The 16,687-nt window shown below is 63.6% G+C and carries 12 protein-coding genes; 7 read left to right on the top strand and 5 right to left on the bottom strand.

Going from position 1 to position 16,687, the window contains the following annotated elements; genetic code table 11:
- Positions 1–7 precede the first annotated feature (7 nt).
- The gene (locus tag ACO2Q5_RS22810; protein WP_423295362.1) at positions 8–337 is read right to left on the bottom strand and encodes a hypothetical protein; all 330 of its coding nucleotides are present in this window, start codon (positions 335–337) and stop codon (positions 8–10) included.
- 841 nt (positions 338–1,178) lie between these two features.
- Here ACO2Q5_RS22810 and mobC point away from each other — a divergent pair.
- Positions 1,179–1,796, top strand: a complete 618-nt coding sequence (gene mobC / locus ACO2Q5_RS22805; protein ID WP_423295360.1) for a plasmid mobilization relaxosome protein MobC — start codon at positions 1,179–1,181, stop codon at positions 1,794–1,796.
- Positions 1,797–1,938: 142 nt separating this feature from the next.
- Here the strand turns inward: mobC and ACO2Q5_RS22800 are convergent, their stop codons facing one another.
- Complete coding sequence (locus tag ACO2Q5_RS22800) at positions 1,939–3,327, bottom strand: phosphomannomutase (protein WP_423295358.1); 1,389 nt, start codon at positions 3,325–3,327, stop codon at positions 1,939–1,941.
- A gap of 178 nt (positions 3,328–3,505) precedes the next feature.
- Between ACO2Q5_RS22800 and ACO2Q5_RS22795 the strand changes: the two genes are divergently transcribed.
- Entirely contained in the window at positions 3,506–4,675 is a 1,170-nt protein-coding gene (locus ACO2Q5_RS22795; RefSeq protein WP_423295355.1) for a calcium-binding protein, read from the top strand.
- A gap of 172 nt (positions 4,676–4,847) precedes the next feature.
- Here the strand turns inward: ACO2Q5_RS22795 and ACO2Q5_RS22790 are convergent, their stop codons facing one another.
- From ACO2Q5_RS22790 to ACO2Q5_RS22780, 3 genes are all read right to left on the bottom strand, one after another.
- Positions 4,848–6,071, bottom strand: a complete 1,224-nt coding sequence (locus ACO2Q5_RS22790) for a hypothetical protein (protein WP_423295353.1) — start codon at positions 6,069–6,071, stop codon at positions 4,848–4,850.
- A 341-nt stretch (positions 6,072–6,412) separates the two neighbouring features.
- Positions 6,413–8,233 carry a hypothetical protein gene (locus ACO2Q5_RS22785; protein ID WP_423295351.1) on the bottom strand — a complete coding sequence of 607 codons (1,821 nt, stop codon included), beginning with the start codon at positions 8,231–8,233 and terminating at the stop codon, positions 6,413–6,415.
- Positions 8,234–8,460: 227 nt separating this feature from the next.
- The gene (locus ACO2Q5_RS22780; RefSeq protein ID WP_423295349.1) at positions 8,461–11,790 is read right to left on the bottom strand and encodes an exostosin domain-containing protein; all 3,330 of its coding nucleotides are present in this window, start codon (positions 11,788–11,790) and stop codon (positions 8,461–8,463) included.
- Positions 11,791–12,052: 262 nt separating this feature from the next.
- Between ACO2Q5_RS22780 and gmd the strand changes: the two genes are divergently transcribed.
- The 5 genes from gmd to ACO2Q5_RS22755 form a co-directional block, all read left to right on the top strand.
- The gene (gmd, locus tag ACO2Q5_RS22775) at positions 12,053–13,174 is read left to right on the top strand and encodes a GDP-mannose 4,6-dehydratase (protein WP_423295347.1); all 1,122 of its coding nucleotides are present in this window, start codon (positions 12,053–12,055) and stop codon (positions 13,172–13,174) included.
- Between the two features lie 136 nt (positions 13,175–13,310).
- Positions 13,311–14,045, top strand: coding sequence for a DUF1796 family putative cysteine peptidase (locus ACO2Q5_RS22770; RefSeq protein WP_423295344.1), 735 nt, complete (start codon positions 13,311–13,313; stop codon positions 14,043–14,045).
- Positions 14,038–15,009 carry a GDP-L-fucose synthase gene (gene fcl / locus ACO2Q5_RS22765; RefSeq protein ID WP_423295341.1) on the top strand — a complete coding sequence of 324 codons (972 nt, stop codon included), beginning with the start codon at positions 14,038–14,040 and terminating at the stop codon, positions 15,007–15,009. Before ACO2Q5_RS22770 ends, fcl begins: the two co-directional genes overlap by 8 nt.
- Before the next feature lie 41 nt (positions 15,010–15,050).
- Positions 15,051–15,833: an ATP-grasp fold amidoligase family protein gene (locus ACO2Q5_RS22760; protein WP_423295339.1), complete on the top strand. Its 783-nt coding sequence runs from the start codon at positions 15,051–15,053 to the stop codon at positions 15,831–15,833.
- A gap of 102 nt (positions 15,834–15,935) precedes the next feature.
- Positions 15,936–16,687 (top strand): IS110 family transposase (locus tag ACO2Q5_RS22755; RefSeq protein WP_423295336.1); only part of this gene is annotated, 752 nt, incomplete at its 3' end.

The following is a 16,687-nucleotide window of genomic DNA, read 5'->3' as shown; positions in this document are numbered from 1 at the left end:
GGACGTGTCAGAACGGAGGCGGATTCTGCTCCAGAAAGGTGTTGTAGAACCTGCGGCGCAGCTGTTCGTCGGAGTTGCGGTCGAAGAAGGCGGTCGAAAGCGGGGCCCCTGTGTTCCGGCTTCCATCGGCGGCGGTCCAGGTTGCCTCCAGCGCCAGAGCGCGGGCATTGGCCCGCAGGATGGTCAGGGTCAGGCCGGGCGCCCCCGTCTCCGCATCAAAGCTGTGTCCGGGGAATTTCTCTGCCAGGGCGGCCCGGAATTCCCGGCAGATATCTGCCGCCATCCCGGCTTCGGCCTGCGGGCTGGCCTGGCAGGAGAATGAGATATCGGCCGCCATGATACGCCCTCCGAAACCGAGCGTCGCAACGCAGATCACTGCCATACCTGTCCGGACGGCTGGCCAGGAGAGCAGACTGTTCATGACAGCACAGGTCTTTCCACAGACACACCGGGATATGGTGCATTGAAGCAATCTTAATACATCCGCAGAGCCGCGCAACTGAGTGTTTGGGCTCCGCAGGGCAGGTCTTCCTGCCTTGTGCCCGCCGCCCGCGCGGCGCCCGGCTTCTGCCGGCCGGAAAGCGGCGGGCGGCGATGCGGGGCTTTCGGGCGGCCCGCCCGATGGTTCTGGCATTCGGCCGCGGCCCGGGGCCAGCCGCAGCAGGGCCGGGTATGGCTGTCCTGTTGCCACGGCCCTTGGCCGGGACCCGCAGCAGCCCTGCCCACCGCCGTGTCAGCAAGCTGCGATCCGGTCCGATGATCTGCTCGCCATGCCGGAAAACATCTGACGTCATCTGGACTGCGCGATGCGGTCCCCAGATGCCGCGCGACATTCGACATGGGCCATAGCGCGCGTCGCAGAAACCGCGCCGCATCCCGCACTCCACGTGGACCATCCGGCACCACGCGTGATGCAGGCGGCACGCGCCATCTGCCATGTGCCAGAACCCGTGTTGCAGGGCGCGCAGAGCACGGTCCAAAGGGCGCGATGCGCGGTGCAGGGAACTTGGGGCGCGTTGCATTGAGCGCCTTGCGCGCTGCATTTGCCAAAGGACGTAAAATCGACCCCAGAGGCCGATTTTCTACATTGAGTACAAGCCCTTGATGCCTTCTCCGCTTGTGCCGGGAGAAGGCGGGCTTGTACGAAGTTGGCAAGAAATAGGAGCGTTAACTTCAAAATGGCCAAGGCCCGACGACTGTCCGAGGAAGAGCGTCTTCGCATCGCCCGAGAGCGTTCAGAAGGTGTGTCTGCGGCCGATCTGTCGTTGCGCTATGGGGTCAGTCTGAAATCGGTCTACAATGCCGTTCATCACGCGCAGGGGCGGGGTGTTTCGAACGGCAGCAGGGATCGGGTGATCGGCCTGCGGCTCAGCGGAGCGGAACTGCGCGGGTTCGATGCCGCGCTTTCACTCAGGGGTATCGCACATCGTGCTGATGCCCTTCGATGCCTGGTGATGGCCGCAGACGGATTTCTCGCCCCGGACGAGCCCATGGCAGAAGAGTTGCGCGGCCTTTGCGCGGCGCTGAACCGGGTCGGCAACAACATCAACCAGATTGCCCGCCGCCTGAATGAGGGCCGGATCAGGGGGGAGGGGGCGGCTCTTTCCGTGCCGGAACGGTCCGAGATCCGGGCTCTCGCGGGGGTGGTCTTCGATCTGTCCGACCAGATCCAGGAGCTGGCGCGCAACCGGCGACGGGCACTGGAGCTGGAGGTCTGCCGGGCGCTGGCGCCCCTGGTGGCGGAGGGTCGGGAGGGCGGCCATCACATCAGCCAGGACCACCGCATGCTCCGCTGAGCAGGAATGTCGCAACATCCGATAATGCAAACTTATCGGATGTTATGTGGGAATGACAGCTGCGGCGGATAATGGGCGACCTGTGGTTACAAACCGCCGCCCTCTCTGGTCCGGAGAGGGGTTCTGCCGCCGGGTCCGTGCCTCAGGCCAGCAGCTGCCGCAACCGGGCCAGTCCCCGGGACAGCAGCCCTGCCGCGATGTCCGGGCTTTCCGCCTCGGCGTAGAGCCGGAATTCCGGCGCATTGCCCGAGGGGCGCATATGCAGGATCCGGCCCGAGGCAAGGGTCAGCCGCAGTCCGTCGGTGCGGTCGATCCGGTCGGTCAGAGCCTCGTCCATCGCGGCCGGGAAGGCGGCCAGCGCGGCGGGATCGCTCTCGAACCCGGCCAGAAGCGCGCGGGAGCGTTCCACCGGAATTTCCTCCAGCCGGTCGGCGGCGGTGAAGCGCGGCGGCTCTGCCGCGACCAGCGCCGCCAGCCCGCCTGCGGCCCGCGCCCGCGACAGGGGCGCCACCATGGGCAGCAGGCTGTCGCGGGTGGCAAGGGGCGGCAGCGGTCCGGCGGGGCCCTGCGCGGCAAAGCCCAGAAGGAAGCCGCCGTTCGCCTCATAGCCCACGACCGCGGCCGCCGGATCTTCCGCTTCCATCCCGGCGATCACGAAGGGAGAGCCGATTTTGGTCCGGGCCACGCGGGCGAATTTCCCGCCCGCCTCGACCCCGGTGTTGGAGCTGACGGGCGTGACCACCGCCGTGGCCCCCAGAACCGCCGCCGTGATCTGGCCCAGAATGTCGCCGGGAATGACCTGTCCCGTGGCATCGGTGAGGAGCGGCCGGTCGCCGTCGCCGTCGGTCGACAGGATCGCATCCAGCCCCTGTCCGGCCGCCCATTCCGCCAGCGCCGTCCGCGCCTCGGGGCTGACCGCCTCGGTGTCCACGGGGATGAAGACATCCGACCGGCCCAGCTCCACCGCCGTGCCGCCAAGCGCGCGCACCGTCTCCATAAGGAGGTCGCGGCTGACGGCCGAATGGCTCCAGACGCCAAGGCGCAACCCGGCCAGCGCCTGCGGACCGAAGGCCGTCCCGTAGCGCGCGACCCATTCCGCGCCCGCGCTGGTGTTGATCACGGTTTCCGGCCCGGTCCGGCCCGCAGGGGGGCGGCCAAGGGCGGCCAGGATCGCGGCCTCATGGATTTTGGCGATCTCGCCCTGCGGCAGATAGAATTTGAGCCCGTTGCGGTCCGCCGGAATATGGCTGCCGGTCACCATGACCGCCGCGGCCCCGGCGCGCATCGCCGCCAGCGCCAGCGCCGGCGTCGGCACATCGCCGCAATCCACCGTGGCCAGCCCCTCGGCCCGGGCCGCGGCGATGACCACGCGGGCCAGATCGGGAGAGGAGGGCCGCAGATCGCGCCCGACCCACAGCCCGGTGCCGGTGGGGCAGGCCGCGATGAAGGCGCGGATATGGTCGGCCACCAGATCTTCGGTCAGTTCCGTGACCAGTCCGCGCAACCCGCTTGTGCCGAATTTCGGTGCCATAAACCGCTCCTTCCAGAATGCCGCGCCAGAAGTAGCAGATCAGGACGGGCGTGCAATCGCCGACCGGCCGGCAGGGGGCCGGGGCGCGGGGACCGCCTTATCCTTTCCTAAGGACTTGGCTGCTACACGGGCTTCGTGCACCGGCCGGGGCATTTTCCGGCAAAGGAGAGGCTTTTCTGTGCGTGTTGATCATCATATCTGGGCGGACCTTCTCCGCAATCCGGGGGCCGCCGCCGGCAGAACGGCGCAGGATGCCCTCCTCCGGGCTGCGGCCGGCCCGGCAGATGGCGGCAAATCCGGGTCCGCAAACGGCGCCCCGATCCTTGAACAGCAGGCCGGGGATCCCGGGAAGGCAGGGGGTGTCACTGACCATGACAGGGCGGCCATCCGTCTGAACAGCACCCTGGACGGCGGTGCCGGCAATGACCTGATCTATGGCGGCGATGGCGACAACACGATCTATGGCGGCACCGGCAATGACACCATCTACGGCGGTGAGGATCGCGATGAAATCCATGGCGGCCCCGGAAGGAACCTGCTCTTCGGCAATGGCGGTGCCGATTTCATCCTCGGGGGTGATCAGGGCGATCTGATCAACGGCGGCGACGGTCATGACACGATCCGTGGCGGCGCCGGGGCCGACACGATCTACGGCGGATCTGGCCATGACAATATCGGCGGGGGCGGGGGCGATGACCTGATCTATGGCGTCAGCGGGTCGAATGTCATCTGGGCCGGGGCCGGCAATGACACGGTGCAGGGCGGCAGCGGGTCCGACACGATCTATGGCGGGGCGGGCGTCAACCAGCTCTTCGGCAATGACGGCAACGACCTGATCTACACCAGCCCGGGCGGGGGGCTGACCGGCGGCGGCGCGGGCAATGACACGATCTATGGCGCCGAGGGCGCGGATACGCTCTATCTGGGCTTCGGCGACGATTTCGCGGGCGGCGGCGGCGGCAATGACCTGATCTTCGGCGGCGCCGGGAACAACCGCATCTATGGCGGGACCGGGGATGACACGATTGTCGCGGGCACCGGCCGGGATGTGATGACCGGCAGCCCCGGGGCCGATCATTTCATCTTCAACTCGGCCGCGCATATCGGCATCGGCGCCGCCCGCGACGTGATCACCGATTTCGAGACCGGCCTCGACCGGATCGACCTGCGCGCGCTCGGCACCAGCCTCAGCACCACCGGCGGCCTGACCGGCGGCGGCACGGCCTCGTTCTATTATTACGCGGCCGGCGGCCTGCTGATCGGAGATCAGAACGGAGACGGAATGCCCGACTGGGTGCTCCAACTGGTGGGAAATCCGACAGTGGCCGCGACGGATTTTCTGCTCTGATCCGAAGCAACCCCAAGGCTTCAGTCTGCCCCGAACAAGGGCAGGAGTTAGGTTCCGGCCCTCATTGATCGTCAAAGCCAGAACGTGACGACTGCGGGGAGTGCTGAGCGGAATAGTCTGTATCAATCGCACAGGCTTTTGGCGGTCCTGTCGTGACGGCCCTCCGCTCCGCTCAAGCCTGTTTCTGCATCGCGGAGGCCAGAAGGCCGGTGCGGTCCTGCCGGGTCAGGGCATCTGCGGTGGCACGGAACATCTCGGCATTGTCACGAAGGAACTTCGTGATCTTCACGCTTTGGCTGGTAAAGGGATCCTGCCGCGCCTTGAAGAGGGTACCCTGATTGCGCCGGAACGCCTCAATGCGCGCCTGCACATCCGGCGACAGGTTGGGCAGCATCGGCTCCAGTGCCTGAAGCACGGCCTCCGGCGTCTTGCTATAGGGGACGATCCTGCAGGTTTGCGGATGCTGGCGTGCCGCTTCGGCCCATTTGTCGACAAACCCCAGGACATAGGGCGTCTTCTCCTCCAGCCATGCTTTCAGGGTTGCCACCGGGGGCAGGGTGCCCTCCTCATCAAGAATGCGATAGGCAGAGCGGACGACATGAGGTCCATGGGCGAAACTGATCTTATGCGTTCCGATCCCGTTTTGTTGCAATAAGCTGCTTCGCAGATACAGCACGTGCAAAGTCCACCATGACGTCAACAGATACAGCGGATCGCGCAGCAGGATCAGGCGGCGGATCGGGCCGCCAGGAGGAAAGACCGGATCGGTCAGATCGAAATCATGGGACTTCAGCATGCGCAGAAGCGGCACCTCCGGTACCTCTGTGGCATAGCCCGTCACGGCGCAGGGCATCTGTCCACAGCACCCCGGTTCGTTGTACCATTCGCAAAAACTGAAGTGCTCGCGCAGCAGGCTTTCAAACGTGTTGCGCATGAAATGCAGGCCCGTTCTGGGCAGGGATTTCACATCGAGATAGATAAATCGTGCCTGACGGGCCGGATCGAGCGCGCTGTAGACATCCAGTGCCGACTGCGAGAATTTCGGCGGTTTCTTCGCCGCAGAAGGAGCCTGTCCCGTCGAAGGCAGGGTTTCAGTAATAACCTTGCGCAGCAGGCTCAATTGACCTTCCAGACGCGCTACGGTTGCAGTATCCGCGCCGGCCGGTTCGCCCCGGATCAACCCCAGTTCCTGTTCCAGCCCTGCTGCCGCATCGGGTAAAAGCCCCATCCGGGCCAGTTCGCGGACCCGGCGGCTGCGTGCAACAAGCGGCACATCGGCATGGGGCTGCACCAGGCGGATTGCCGTCTCGAAATGGGGCAGCGGGTCTTCCTCCAGTGCGGCTGCAACACGTGCCAGACTGTTCTGCGCGGCCGACAGCAGGACCCGTGCCGTCATATCGCGGCTTGCCCCCCAGGCCACCGCCTGCCGGGCCAGAGCCCGCGCCTGCTCTATCTCGCCGGAATGGCTATGGGCTGCCGCGAGGATCAGGGCCAGTTTGGCCCGGTCAGGATCGGCTGCGATCTGCGCCGCATCAAGGTCCAGAACGCTTTCCCAGTCGCCATGTTCCCAGCGGGCCCGGACCCGTGCCAGAACCGGATGGGCATGGCCCTCCGGCTCCGGCGCAACCATGATATCCTCCTGCCGGGCCACAGGCGGCAGCAGGACGATAGGCTCAGGGGCCAGGCCGTTTTTCTTCTTTTTCTTGTTTTTCTTTGGTTTTTCAGACGATTTCTTACTCAAAGGGTTTCTCCCCGCAGCAGAAGATCCTTGATCAGATCAATCTGCCCTTCGGCACGGCGGAGATCGTTGTGGGCCAGTTGAAGGCGATGTTCCAGATCGGCCTGACGCTTCTGCCTCTCCTGCACGTCCTTGCGCAGGAGATTGGCCTCCTCTTTCGTCTTCCCGGCCGCCGCTTCCAGCTCGCCGATCCGGGCATGACGCCAGTCGGCCTTCTCGCTGATCTCTTTCAGCTGTGCCTTCAGCGCAGCAACTTCCTGCCGGGCTTTTACTGCTTCGACCTCCAGTTCTGTGATACGGGCCTCCTGCGCCTTGGCCTGTGCCTCGGCTGCGGCCTGTGCCTCCTGTGCCTCGGCTCCCAGCTCGCCGATGCGGCTTTGATGTCCCCTGGCCTGGTCACGCAGTGCTTTGAGCTGTATCTCGGCCTCCTGCCGGGCCTTGGTCGCTTCGGCCTCCAGTTCCGCGATCCGGGTCTGACGCCAGTCGGCCTTGCCGCTGAGCTCTTTCAGCTGCGTCTTCAGAGCCGCAGCCTCCTGCCTGGCTTCGGCCACCGTGGCCTGCGCTTCGGTCAGGGCAGCTTTCTGTGCCTCGGCCTCCTGCCGGGCCTTTGCCGCCTCGGCCTCCAGTTCTGCGATGCGGGCCTGCTGCGCCTTGGCCTGAGCCTCGGCCGCAGCCTCCGCCTTCCGGGTGGCAGCTTCCAGCTCGCCGATGCGGTTTTGACCCGCCTCGACCTTGTCGCGGAGCGCTTTGAGCTGCGCGTCGGTCTCTGCCTGTGCCTTCTGAGCGGTGGTTTCCAGTTCGCCGATGCGGGCCTGTTGTGCCCCGGTCTCGGCCTGTGCCTGCTGGGCCGCCGCTTCCAGTTCCGCGATCCGGGTCTGACGCCAGTCGGCCTTGCCGCTGAGCTCTTTCAGCTGCGTCTTCAGAGCCGCAGCCTCCTGCCTGGCTTCGGTCACGGTGGCCTGCGCTTCGGTCAGGGCAGCTTTCTGCGCCTCGGCCTCCTGCCGGGTCTTTGTCGCTTCGGCTTCCAGTTCAGCGATCCGGGCCTGCAGCGCCCCGGCCTGAGCCTCGGCCTCGGCCTTCGTCTTCTGGGCGGTAGCTTCCAGTTCGCCGATCCGGGTCTGACGCCAGTCGGCCTTGCCGCTGACCTCTTTCAGCTTCGCCTTCTGCGCCTCGGTCTCCTGCCGGGCTTCGGCCAGCTGTGCCTGCGCGGCGCTCAGGGCGGATCCCTGCGCTTCGGCCTCGGCCTGCGCCTTCCCGGCGGCGGCTTCCAGCGCGGCGATACGCTCCTTTGCCTGTTTCAGCGCCCGGCCGTTCGGGTCGGCCCGGAAGGTCAGGACCGGCCAGTCGGGATCGGAGGTGTCGCTGTCTTTCAGGACGAACCCCGCCTCTTCGATGCGGGTCTGCAGCGCGGAGCGCGGCTCCGCCCCCTCATGCAGGGCCACTTCGCCGCAGCGCAGGGTCAGACCGGCCAGCCGTTCCAGCAGCCCCGCCGCGGCAAGGCCTTGCAGGATCTCCGCCTCATCTCCGGGGGCGGCGATCCGGATCGTGACCGGGTCCGGCAGATCGCCGGCCTGTTTCAGCAGTTCGGCGCCGTCGATCTTGCGCAGCTCCTGCTGTGCAACCTCGCGCAATCCCGGCAGCAGGCTCCGCATCTCGGCATTGGCCGGACGCAGGCTGTTCATCTCGCTCAGGTTCATGACGCGCAAAACCGCGGTGCCATTTGCGGCCCCGAGCGCAACGGGATGCAGGCTGATCCCCGATTGTCCGTCCGTCGCTTTGGAAAGCGCGCGGGACAGACCCGTTTCGGGCTGAATCAGCACGATCCTTGCTGCATGTGCATAATGCTGCAATTCATCGGGCCGGGCCCCGACGACAATAAGAGTGCCCTGGGGGTCTGACGGAGTGCTGTTCGTCATTACGGTCCTGACTGCGATCGCTACTGTACCTGCCTTATATAACAGCACAATCTTCTCAGGGAAGCGCGCTGCAGGGCAATACATAAAAACGGGTGGCACAGCCACCCGTTCCGGGCCGGTGTCCGGTGGCCTCAGGCCACGGCGAGGATGGCCTCAAGGGTCGCATCGGCGACGCGCTGCCGTTCTTTCTGGATCGCCTGCGCATCTCCGAACAGCGCGGCCAGCCGGGCGCATGTGCCAAGCCAGGTTCCGGCAAAATCCGCATCCGGCACGAATTGGGCAATCCGGGCCGCCGCCTCTTTCTGGGTCAGGCCATGGCAGTTCAGCATGCTGTCCTGCGGCACGAGTTCAAAGATCCGGTGTTTCGGCCCGGCCCAGTAGACGGGAACGGCCCCCACGGCAAAAGCGTCAAAGATCTTTTCGGAGATATAGAGCCGCTGATGCACATTCTCGACCGCAGAGAGGATCCGTGTCCGGCCATCCAGCTGGGCCAGCTTGTCCAGATGCCAGTCCGGCAGATCCTGACGCGGCTTCTCGGCCCCCCAGCCCTTGCCCACCCGCAGAACATTGGGGCCTTCTGCCGCCTCGGCCAATTCCGTCCGGTAGGCGCTGAGGCCGGCCACATCGCGCTCGGGGAAGATATTGGCATAGGCGCTGCCCTTCCGGCTTTCGGCAAAGAAGGCCGCGGAAATCGGCGCCCGGTTCCAGCGGTCCAGCAGGGCCTGCGGGCTGACCGTGCGGAACCGCGCCATCATATTGGCATAGCGGACGGCATAGGTTTCGCTGGTCAGCACGAAATAGGGGATGCGCTCGAATTCATAGATATCCGAGGTTTCATGGCCAAGGAACGCATAGTCGATATTCACGCCCTTGACCGAAATCTTGCCCGCGCGTCCGGTGAACGGCCCGCTCCAGGTGATGTCCCACAGCGGCTCTTCGGACAGGACCGCGATCTTCGGCTTTTTTGCCGATTTCAACAGCGGCTGCAGCGTCTCGATATTCTCGCGCAGATCGATGTTGAACCCGGTCACCAGCACATCGGCCTTTTCGGGAGTGTTCACGGTTTCCAGCCGCTCGCCCACCAGACGGCGGATCGGCGCATAGCTGAGCGGGGTCCGCTTCGCATGGCGGCCGAAGAAGCCGATCTTCGGGGCGGCCTTGCGCTGCACCGCGGGGCGCGCCAGCGCGGCCGGCTGCGGCACCACCCGGGCGGCATGGGCGCTGACCGCATCATAATGCTTGGCCAGCCCCGCATCGTCCGGCAGCGCTTCGCGGGCCTTGCGCAGGGCCGCCGCAAGCGACGGATCGGCCGCGATGCGCCCGCGGGTAACTGCCGGATTCAGCAGCAGTTCCCCGGCGCAGGTCAGCAGCAGTTCCGTGCCCTCCTGCTCTGCCATGGCCCGGGCCATACCCTCGCCCGCCGCGTCCGTGGCAGGACGATCGGCATGGGAGAGAAGGAAGGCCTGCACATCGGTGACAAAGCTCTGCGGTCCGTAGAGCAGCCAGATCTGCCGCATGGCATGACGCATCTGCGCCAGCTTTTCGGGATCTGCGGCAATCTCGGCCAGCCGGTCAGGCAGGGCCTTGATGGCTTCGGGGGTTTCCTTGCAGAACACAACCGCATTTTCCCACAGCCGCGGATCCCCCGGCGGCGCCCAGGTATCGGCCAGGATTACCGGAATGGACCCGGCTCCGAGGCTTTCCCACAAGCGGATGGAGTTCGGCCCCGACCCTGCCGGGCAGAGAGAGAAGGTGCTTTGCAGCAGTGACTTGCGGAACTGGTCAGAGGCGTCGCCGTCCGTAAGCGCCGCGGCATCGGCGACATTCGCACTGAGATTGACCTGAAGGTCATAGACCACCTTCTGGTAATGCCAGTTTTCACGCCCGATGATCAGGCCGCGCGGATGGTCTGCCAGAAAATCCAGAACCCAGTTTCTGGCTTCGGTGAGATAGTATTTATTGGCGCGGGCGCCGATAAAGGAGAAAAGATACTTCCGTGGTTCCATATCCGATTCCGGGGCGGATTCGGGCAATGCTTCCTGAATCTGGACCGGGAAAAGCGGAAACGGCAGAAGGCGCGGATCAGCCGTACCCGACCGGGCCTCAGCAACATTTTCATTCGTTGCATGAGACCAGAACACATCCTGAATACCGGCCTGCCGGAACAGATCAAGATAAAGATGTCCGTGGATATGCTGACAGACCGTCACTTTCTTTACGCCTGCGGGAAGGCGGCTGCAAAACTGTTCGAATCTGTCGAGGTGAAGGTCCCGATCCTTGGCTTTGTTGTGCAGTTTGTCGATCAGTGTTGCCCAAGGGTAGGCCACATAAAGAATACCCTCCGGAAGATTGGCCTGACCGGCGGCAATGCGGTGATAGGCATGCTGCTCGGTAATGGCCGGAAACTGCCAATCCGCATCAAGCGCTATCAGACCCGGAGCCGTCTTGAGAAGCGGAGCTATACTCGGGAATTCCAGATTCTTCGTATCCACCGGTTCAAAGGTCAGCGACTTGCCATCGGCAATCGTTTTGACCGGCGCTTTCGGTCTTTTTGACCAGGCGGGTTGTTTGCCCATGACAGCCTGCCAGCGGTGGGCTGCAAAGCTGTCGACGTTTTCCTCGATGATCGCGAAAGTGCTGCCTTGTGCGGCCTTGATCCGGCGCCGCGTCACCGGGGCGGCGGCACAGTAGCGCTCAAACTCTTCTCGCCTGACCGAACTTGAAGAAACCTGAGCGATTTCCGCGAAATACTTGTCGCGCTGACTTGCGGAAAGCTGCCCGTCTGTGATGCGGAACCCGCCGATCTGTGCGGTGGTCTGTGCAAAGCCCGCCTTCGTGGCCATCAGACGCCAGAGATTCCAGTCCCCCGCAAGTTTCATCGGCGCAATGGTCTTTGCGGGATCAACCGCCTGCCAGAGCCATTTGCGGAAGAACGTGCCTTCCTGCTGCAGATAATCCCAATGCGTTCCGTCACACAAACCGGACCGCAACGCTTCGCGCGGGATCGGCCGGTCAAAAGTGACGGTCACCATATCATTGCGGATGATGCAGACCGCGCCCCCGAACCATGACAGCTGTGCAGGGGTAAACTGATGCTCCATCGCTGCCGCAAAAGCCAGGGCTCCGGGCATCAGAATGTCATCGGCATTGATCCAGGTCATGAAGGCATTCGTCGGGGCATCGACCCGGCTGAAACCTGTCGTCAAAGCGTCATACATTCCCGTATCCTGCTCGGATACGAAGGTGAATCTGATTCCTTGACACTGCCGGACGAAGGCGCCGCTTTGCAGGCGCTGTTTCCATTCCTGGATTCGTTCCAGCGTGCCATCGGTCGAACCGCCGTCCTGGATATGGTAGCGGATACGGAAGTCACCCGCTTGGGACAGCACACTCATAATCGTACGGTCAATAGTCGCCACGGCATTCATGCAGGGCGTTACGATATAGACGGTGGTGGTCATGTAAAATCCAATCGGACATGCATCGGGAGGCGGCCAGACAATGTGGCGATGAATGCTGCGCTTCGTCTAGCAACCCCACCACAAGGCCGCAACCGCTGTTTCCGGGTATAGCCTGCTTGTGTATTCATCGTATGTTGCCCAGGTGGCGGGCAGTTGCTATGGCTGCGTCCAAGCACATCTTGCCTTCCACGCAGGCGGTACCTCTCGGGACGGGCGGGGCTGGCAACATGTTCCGGATGCGTTCTTCCAACCAGGATTTGACATGACAAAGACGGCTTTGATCACGGGCATAACCGGGCAAGACGGTTCCTATCTTGCTGAATTTCTTCTAAAAAAGGGCTACGAGGTCCATGGCATCAAGCGGCGGGCCTCGTTGTTCAACACCCAGCGTGTGGACCATATCTATCAGGATCCGCACCTCGATAATGCCCGGTTCAAACTGCATTACGGCGACCTGACCGACACCTCGAACCTGACCCGGATCCTGCAGGAAGTGCAGCCCGACGAGGTCTACAACCTGGGGGCCCAGAGCCATGTGGCGGTCAGCTTCGAGGCACCGGAATATACCGCCGATGTCGACGGAATAGGCACTTTGCGTCTTCTTGAGGCAATCCGCTTTCTTGGCCTGGAAAAAAAGACGCGCTTCTACCAGGCCTCGACCTCGGAGCTCTACGGCCTCGTGCAGGAGATTCCGCAGCGCGAGACGACGCCCTTCCACCCCCGCTCGCCCTATGCCGTGGCGAAGATGTATGCCTATTGGATCACGGTGAACTACCGCGAGGCCTATGGAATCTATGCCTGCAACGGCATCCTGTTCAACCACGAGTCCCCGCGCCGCGGCGAGACCTTCGTGACCCGCAAGATCACCCGCGGCCTGTCGAACATCGCCCAGGGGCTGGAAAAGTGCCTCTACATGGGCAACATCGACTCGCTGCGCGACTGGGGCCACGCCAAGGACTATGTGCGCATGCAGTGGATGATGCTGCAGCAGGACGTGGCCGACGATTTCGTCATCGCCACCGGCGTGCAGTATTCGGTGCGTGAATTCATCAGCTGGACGGCCGCGGAACTGGGCATCACGCTGGAATTCACCGGCACCGGCGTGGACGAGATCGCCACGGTCACCGCCGTCACCGGCGACAAGGCCCCGGCGGTCAAGGTCGGGGATGTGCTGATGCGCATCGACCCGCGCTATTTCCGCCCCGCCGAGGTGGAAACCCTGCTGGGCGATCCGACCAAGGCCAAGGAAAAGCTGGGCTGGGTGCCGGAAATCACCGCGCAGGAAATGTGCGCCGAAATGGTGGCCGCAGATCTCAAGGTCGCCCAGCGTCATGCATTGCTAAGATCACATAACATGGAAGTGCCGATCGCTGTGGAGCGATAGCGGACACCGCATCGGAAGGCGTAGGAAGATCAACCACCTAAGAAGCTGAAGAAATCGGAGGGGCGGCGGTGTAGGCCTTGTTTCATTAATGAGGAACCCGCCCCGATCCCCTCAATAGGAGCTAGGACAGATAGTAATGTTGATTTCAATGGGGAGCAATTGCTACGTCAGCTGGACTTTCCGCAAAGTCGGCCTGCAGAATGGCTCCTATCCACTTGACTGGGTGAACACCTTCCGATTCGGCGGCGCGATACGCTTCCTCCAAGATTTTGGGCCTACACTCTTCAACCACCTCACTCCTTCGGAGCGAGAGCCGGACCGTGGCAAGCCCAACATCTACGCGCTGGATGAATATATGATCCGGCTACCTCACGAACACGATGTGACGCCTGATATTACTCGCAGTGAGATTGCGGAAAAATACAGCCGTCGCATGGGGCGTCTCAAAGAGGTTTGCCGCACCACCCCCCACGTGATATTTGTCCGAGCCGTGGCTGAGCGTTGCTACGACCTGCCGAATGAGACTGCGTCGGAGTACAGCAGTGAGCAATTCGCCGTTGCAGATTCTTTGTTGCAGGAATTGTGCGGGGGTAGGCACTTCACCCTGCTCCTGTTGCATGGCAGCAAGGGCTATTTTGATAATGTAGCCCCCCACCCTCGGATACGAACCGCTCATCTCGGGCTGCCTTTTGAGAATGGGTTTTTCACGGCAAACGCAAGGCTACCACAGAAGCAGCAAGCATTTGACATCTTCAGCGAAGCTCTCACGCCGTTGGCTCATGCGCGCAGTAGTGAAGAAGCAACCGCCTGTCTGCGGCACCCTGTTTTCAAAGGTGCAGCAGTCAGCCTGAAAGGGATGTTTAGTGACTAAGATCTATATTGCCGGTCATCGCGGCATGGTGGGAGGCGCCATCCTGCGCCGGCTCGAGGCCCGCAAGGCAAACGGCGTGGCGCTTGACCTGATCACCCGCACCCATGCCGAGCTGGATCTGACCAGCCAGGCGGCGGTGCGGGATTTCATGCAGGCCGAAAAGCCCGATGTGGTCATTCTGGCCGCCGCCAAGGTGGGCGGCATCCACGCCAACAACACCTATCCGGCCGACTTCATCTATGAAAACCTGATGATCGAATGCAACGTGATCCATCAGGCCTTCGCCGCCGGGGTCACGCGGCTTCTGCAGCTCGGCTCGTCCTGCATCTATCCCAAGGCCGTGCCGCAGCCGATGCGCGAGGATGCGCTGCTGACCGGCACGCTGGAATCCACCAACGAACCCTATGCGGTGGCCAAGATCGCCGGCATCAAGCTGTGCGAAAGCTACAACCGCCAGCATGGCACCGATTACCGGTCTGTCATGCCGACCAACCTTTACGGGCCGGGCGACAATTTCCACCCCACCAACAGCCATGTGCTGCCCGCGCTGATCCGCCGCTTCCACGAGGCGGCGCAATCGGGCGCCGAGGTGGTGACGATCTGGGGCAGCGGCACGCCGATGCGCGAATTCCTGCATGTCGATGACATGGCCGAGGCCTCGCTCTTCGTGCTCGACCTGCCCAAAGAGGTCTATGAGGCCAATACCCAGCCGATGCTGAGCCATATCAACGTCGGCTCGGGCAGCGATGTCAGCATCGCGGGACTGGCCGGGATGGTGGCCGAGACGACCGGATTCCGCGGGCGGATCGCCTTTGACATCACCAAGCCCGACGGCACGATGCGCAAGCTGATGGATGTGGGGCGGCTGAAGGCGATGGGGTGGCAGGCCCGGATCGGCCTGCAGGAGGGCATCGCCGGAACCTACGCCTGGTACCGGGAACAGGAAAGTGTCCGGGCCACATGATTCACGGCACGATCAACGCCGGCCCGGACTTCCGGCAGCGGATGGCTGACCGCCTGGCGCGGTGGTACCGGGGGGCGGATCCGCACCCCGACCCCGCCCGGCAGAAACGGCGGCGCGAGACGGCGGCGCTGGTGAACAAATCGCTGATGCATGACTATGCCCGTGCCCGCAACATCCCCCTGCCCCGGCTCTATGCCGCGGCGCAGGATGTCGCGGCGCTGGATTTTGCCAGCCTGCCCGAACATGTGGTGATCAAGCCGAACAATTCGGCCGACAGCGATTGCGTGATGGTGTTCGGCGATGGGGTCGAGCATTTCTCGGGCCGTAGCGTCCTGCCGTCGCAGCGCGCCGCCTTCGTGCGTGAAGCCTTCGCGAAGGGCCGCTTCCTGAACCATCAGACCCTGATCCTGGCCGAGGAATTCCTGCGCGACCACGATCCGGCCTACCGCATTCCGCGCGATTACAAGATCTACGTCGCCGGCGGACAGGCGCATGTCATTCTGGTGGTGGACCGCAACCACCCCCGGGGTCAATATCGGCAGAGCTTTCACCGCCCCGACTGGACGGTGATCACCGATGCCTTCCAGACCGCGCATCTGCCCGGCCCGCCCTCGCCGCCGCCCGCCCGCCTGCCCGAGCTGATCGGCCTGGCCGAACGGATCGCCGCCGACATTGGCTGTTTCATGCGGCTGGATTTCTACATCACCCCCGACCGGGTGGTCTTTGGCGAATTCACCCCCTACCCTGATGCCGGAACCGGCTACACCCGCTTCGGCAATCATATGTTGTGCAACCTGATGAACGAGTTCCCCGATGAGTTCTGATGCATGGCAGATTCATATATACGGGCTCTGATGATGTGACCGCCCCCCGACGGCATCGATGTGCCAAGATGGGTCTGTGAGGCTCCACAAAGGAGGACGGTCATGTCGGAGATTACCACGGTCGGGCTCGACCTGGCGAAGAATGTGTTCCAAGCGCACGGCGCTGATCTGTCTGGTCGTGCCGTGCTGCGCAAGAAGCTGAGACGGGATCAGGTTCTGGCGTTTTTCGGCCAGCTGTCGCCGTGCGTCGTGGCGATGGAAGCCTGTGGCGGCGCGCATTTCTGGGACCGTGAGATCGGTAAGTTGGGACATGAGGTGCGGCTCATCCCGCCGGCCTACGTCAAGCCTTTCGTCAAACGGCAGAAGAATGATGCTGCGGACGCCGAGGCGATCTGCGAAGCGGCCCTGCGTCCGACGATGCGCTTCGTGGCCGTGAAGAGTGAGGAGACCCAGGGGGCGGCGATGGTTTTTCGCATTCGCGAGCTTCTGATCCGGCAGCGCACGCAGGCGATCAATGCCCTGCGCGGCCATCTGGCCGAGTTCGGGCAAATCGTGCCGCAGGGTGCGGCCAACGCGGCGTGTCTGATCGCCATGGTCGAGGACCCGGACAGTGGCTTGCCTGTCGATGCCATTGCCACGCTGCAGATCTTGGTTGCAGCCCTCACCCGTCTCGAGACAGAGATCGGCACGCTTGATGCCGAGATCGCCCGTCGGGCCAAGGAGAATGGTATGCGCCGTCTCTGCCCCATTGATTTTGCGCGTGTTCTATCGCGGCCGCAGCCTTCAGAAGGAGGGTTGAAGCTGGAGGAGCGCGCGGATGCCGGATGGTGGAGACGGATTTGTCGGTCGCTGCG

This window comes from Neotabrizicola sp. VNH66 (assembly GCF_049445895.1).
In the GTDB taxonomy this organism is placed as follows: domain Bacteria; phylum Pseudomonadota; class Alphaproteobacteria; order Rhodobacterales; family Rhodobacteraceae; genus Pseudogemmobacter.
This window is presented reverse-complemented; position numbering and strand designations above follow the sequence as displayed.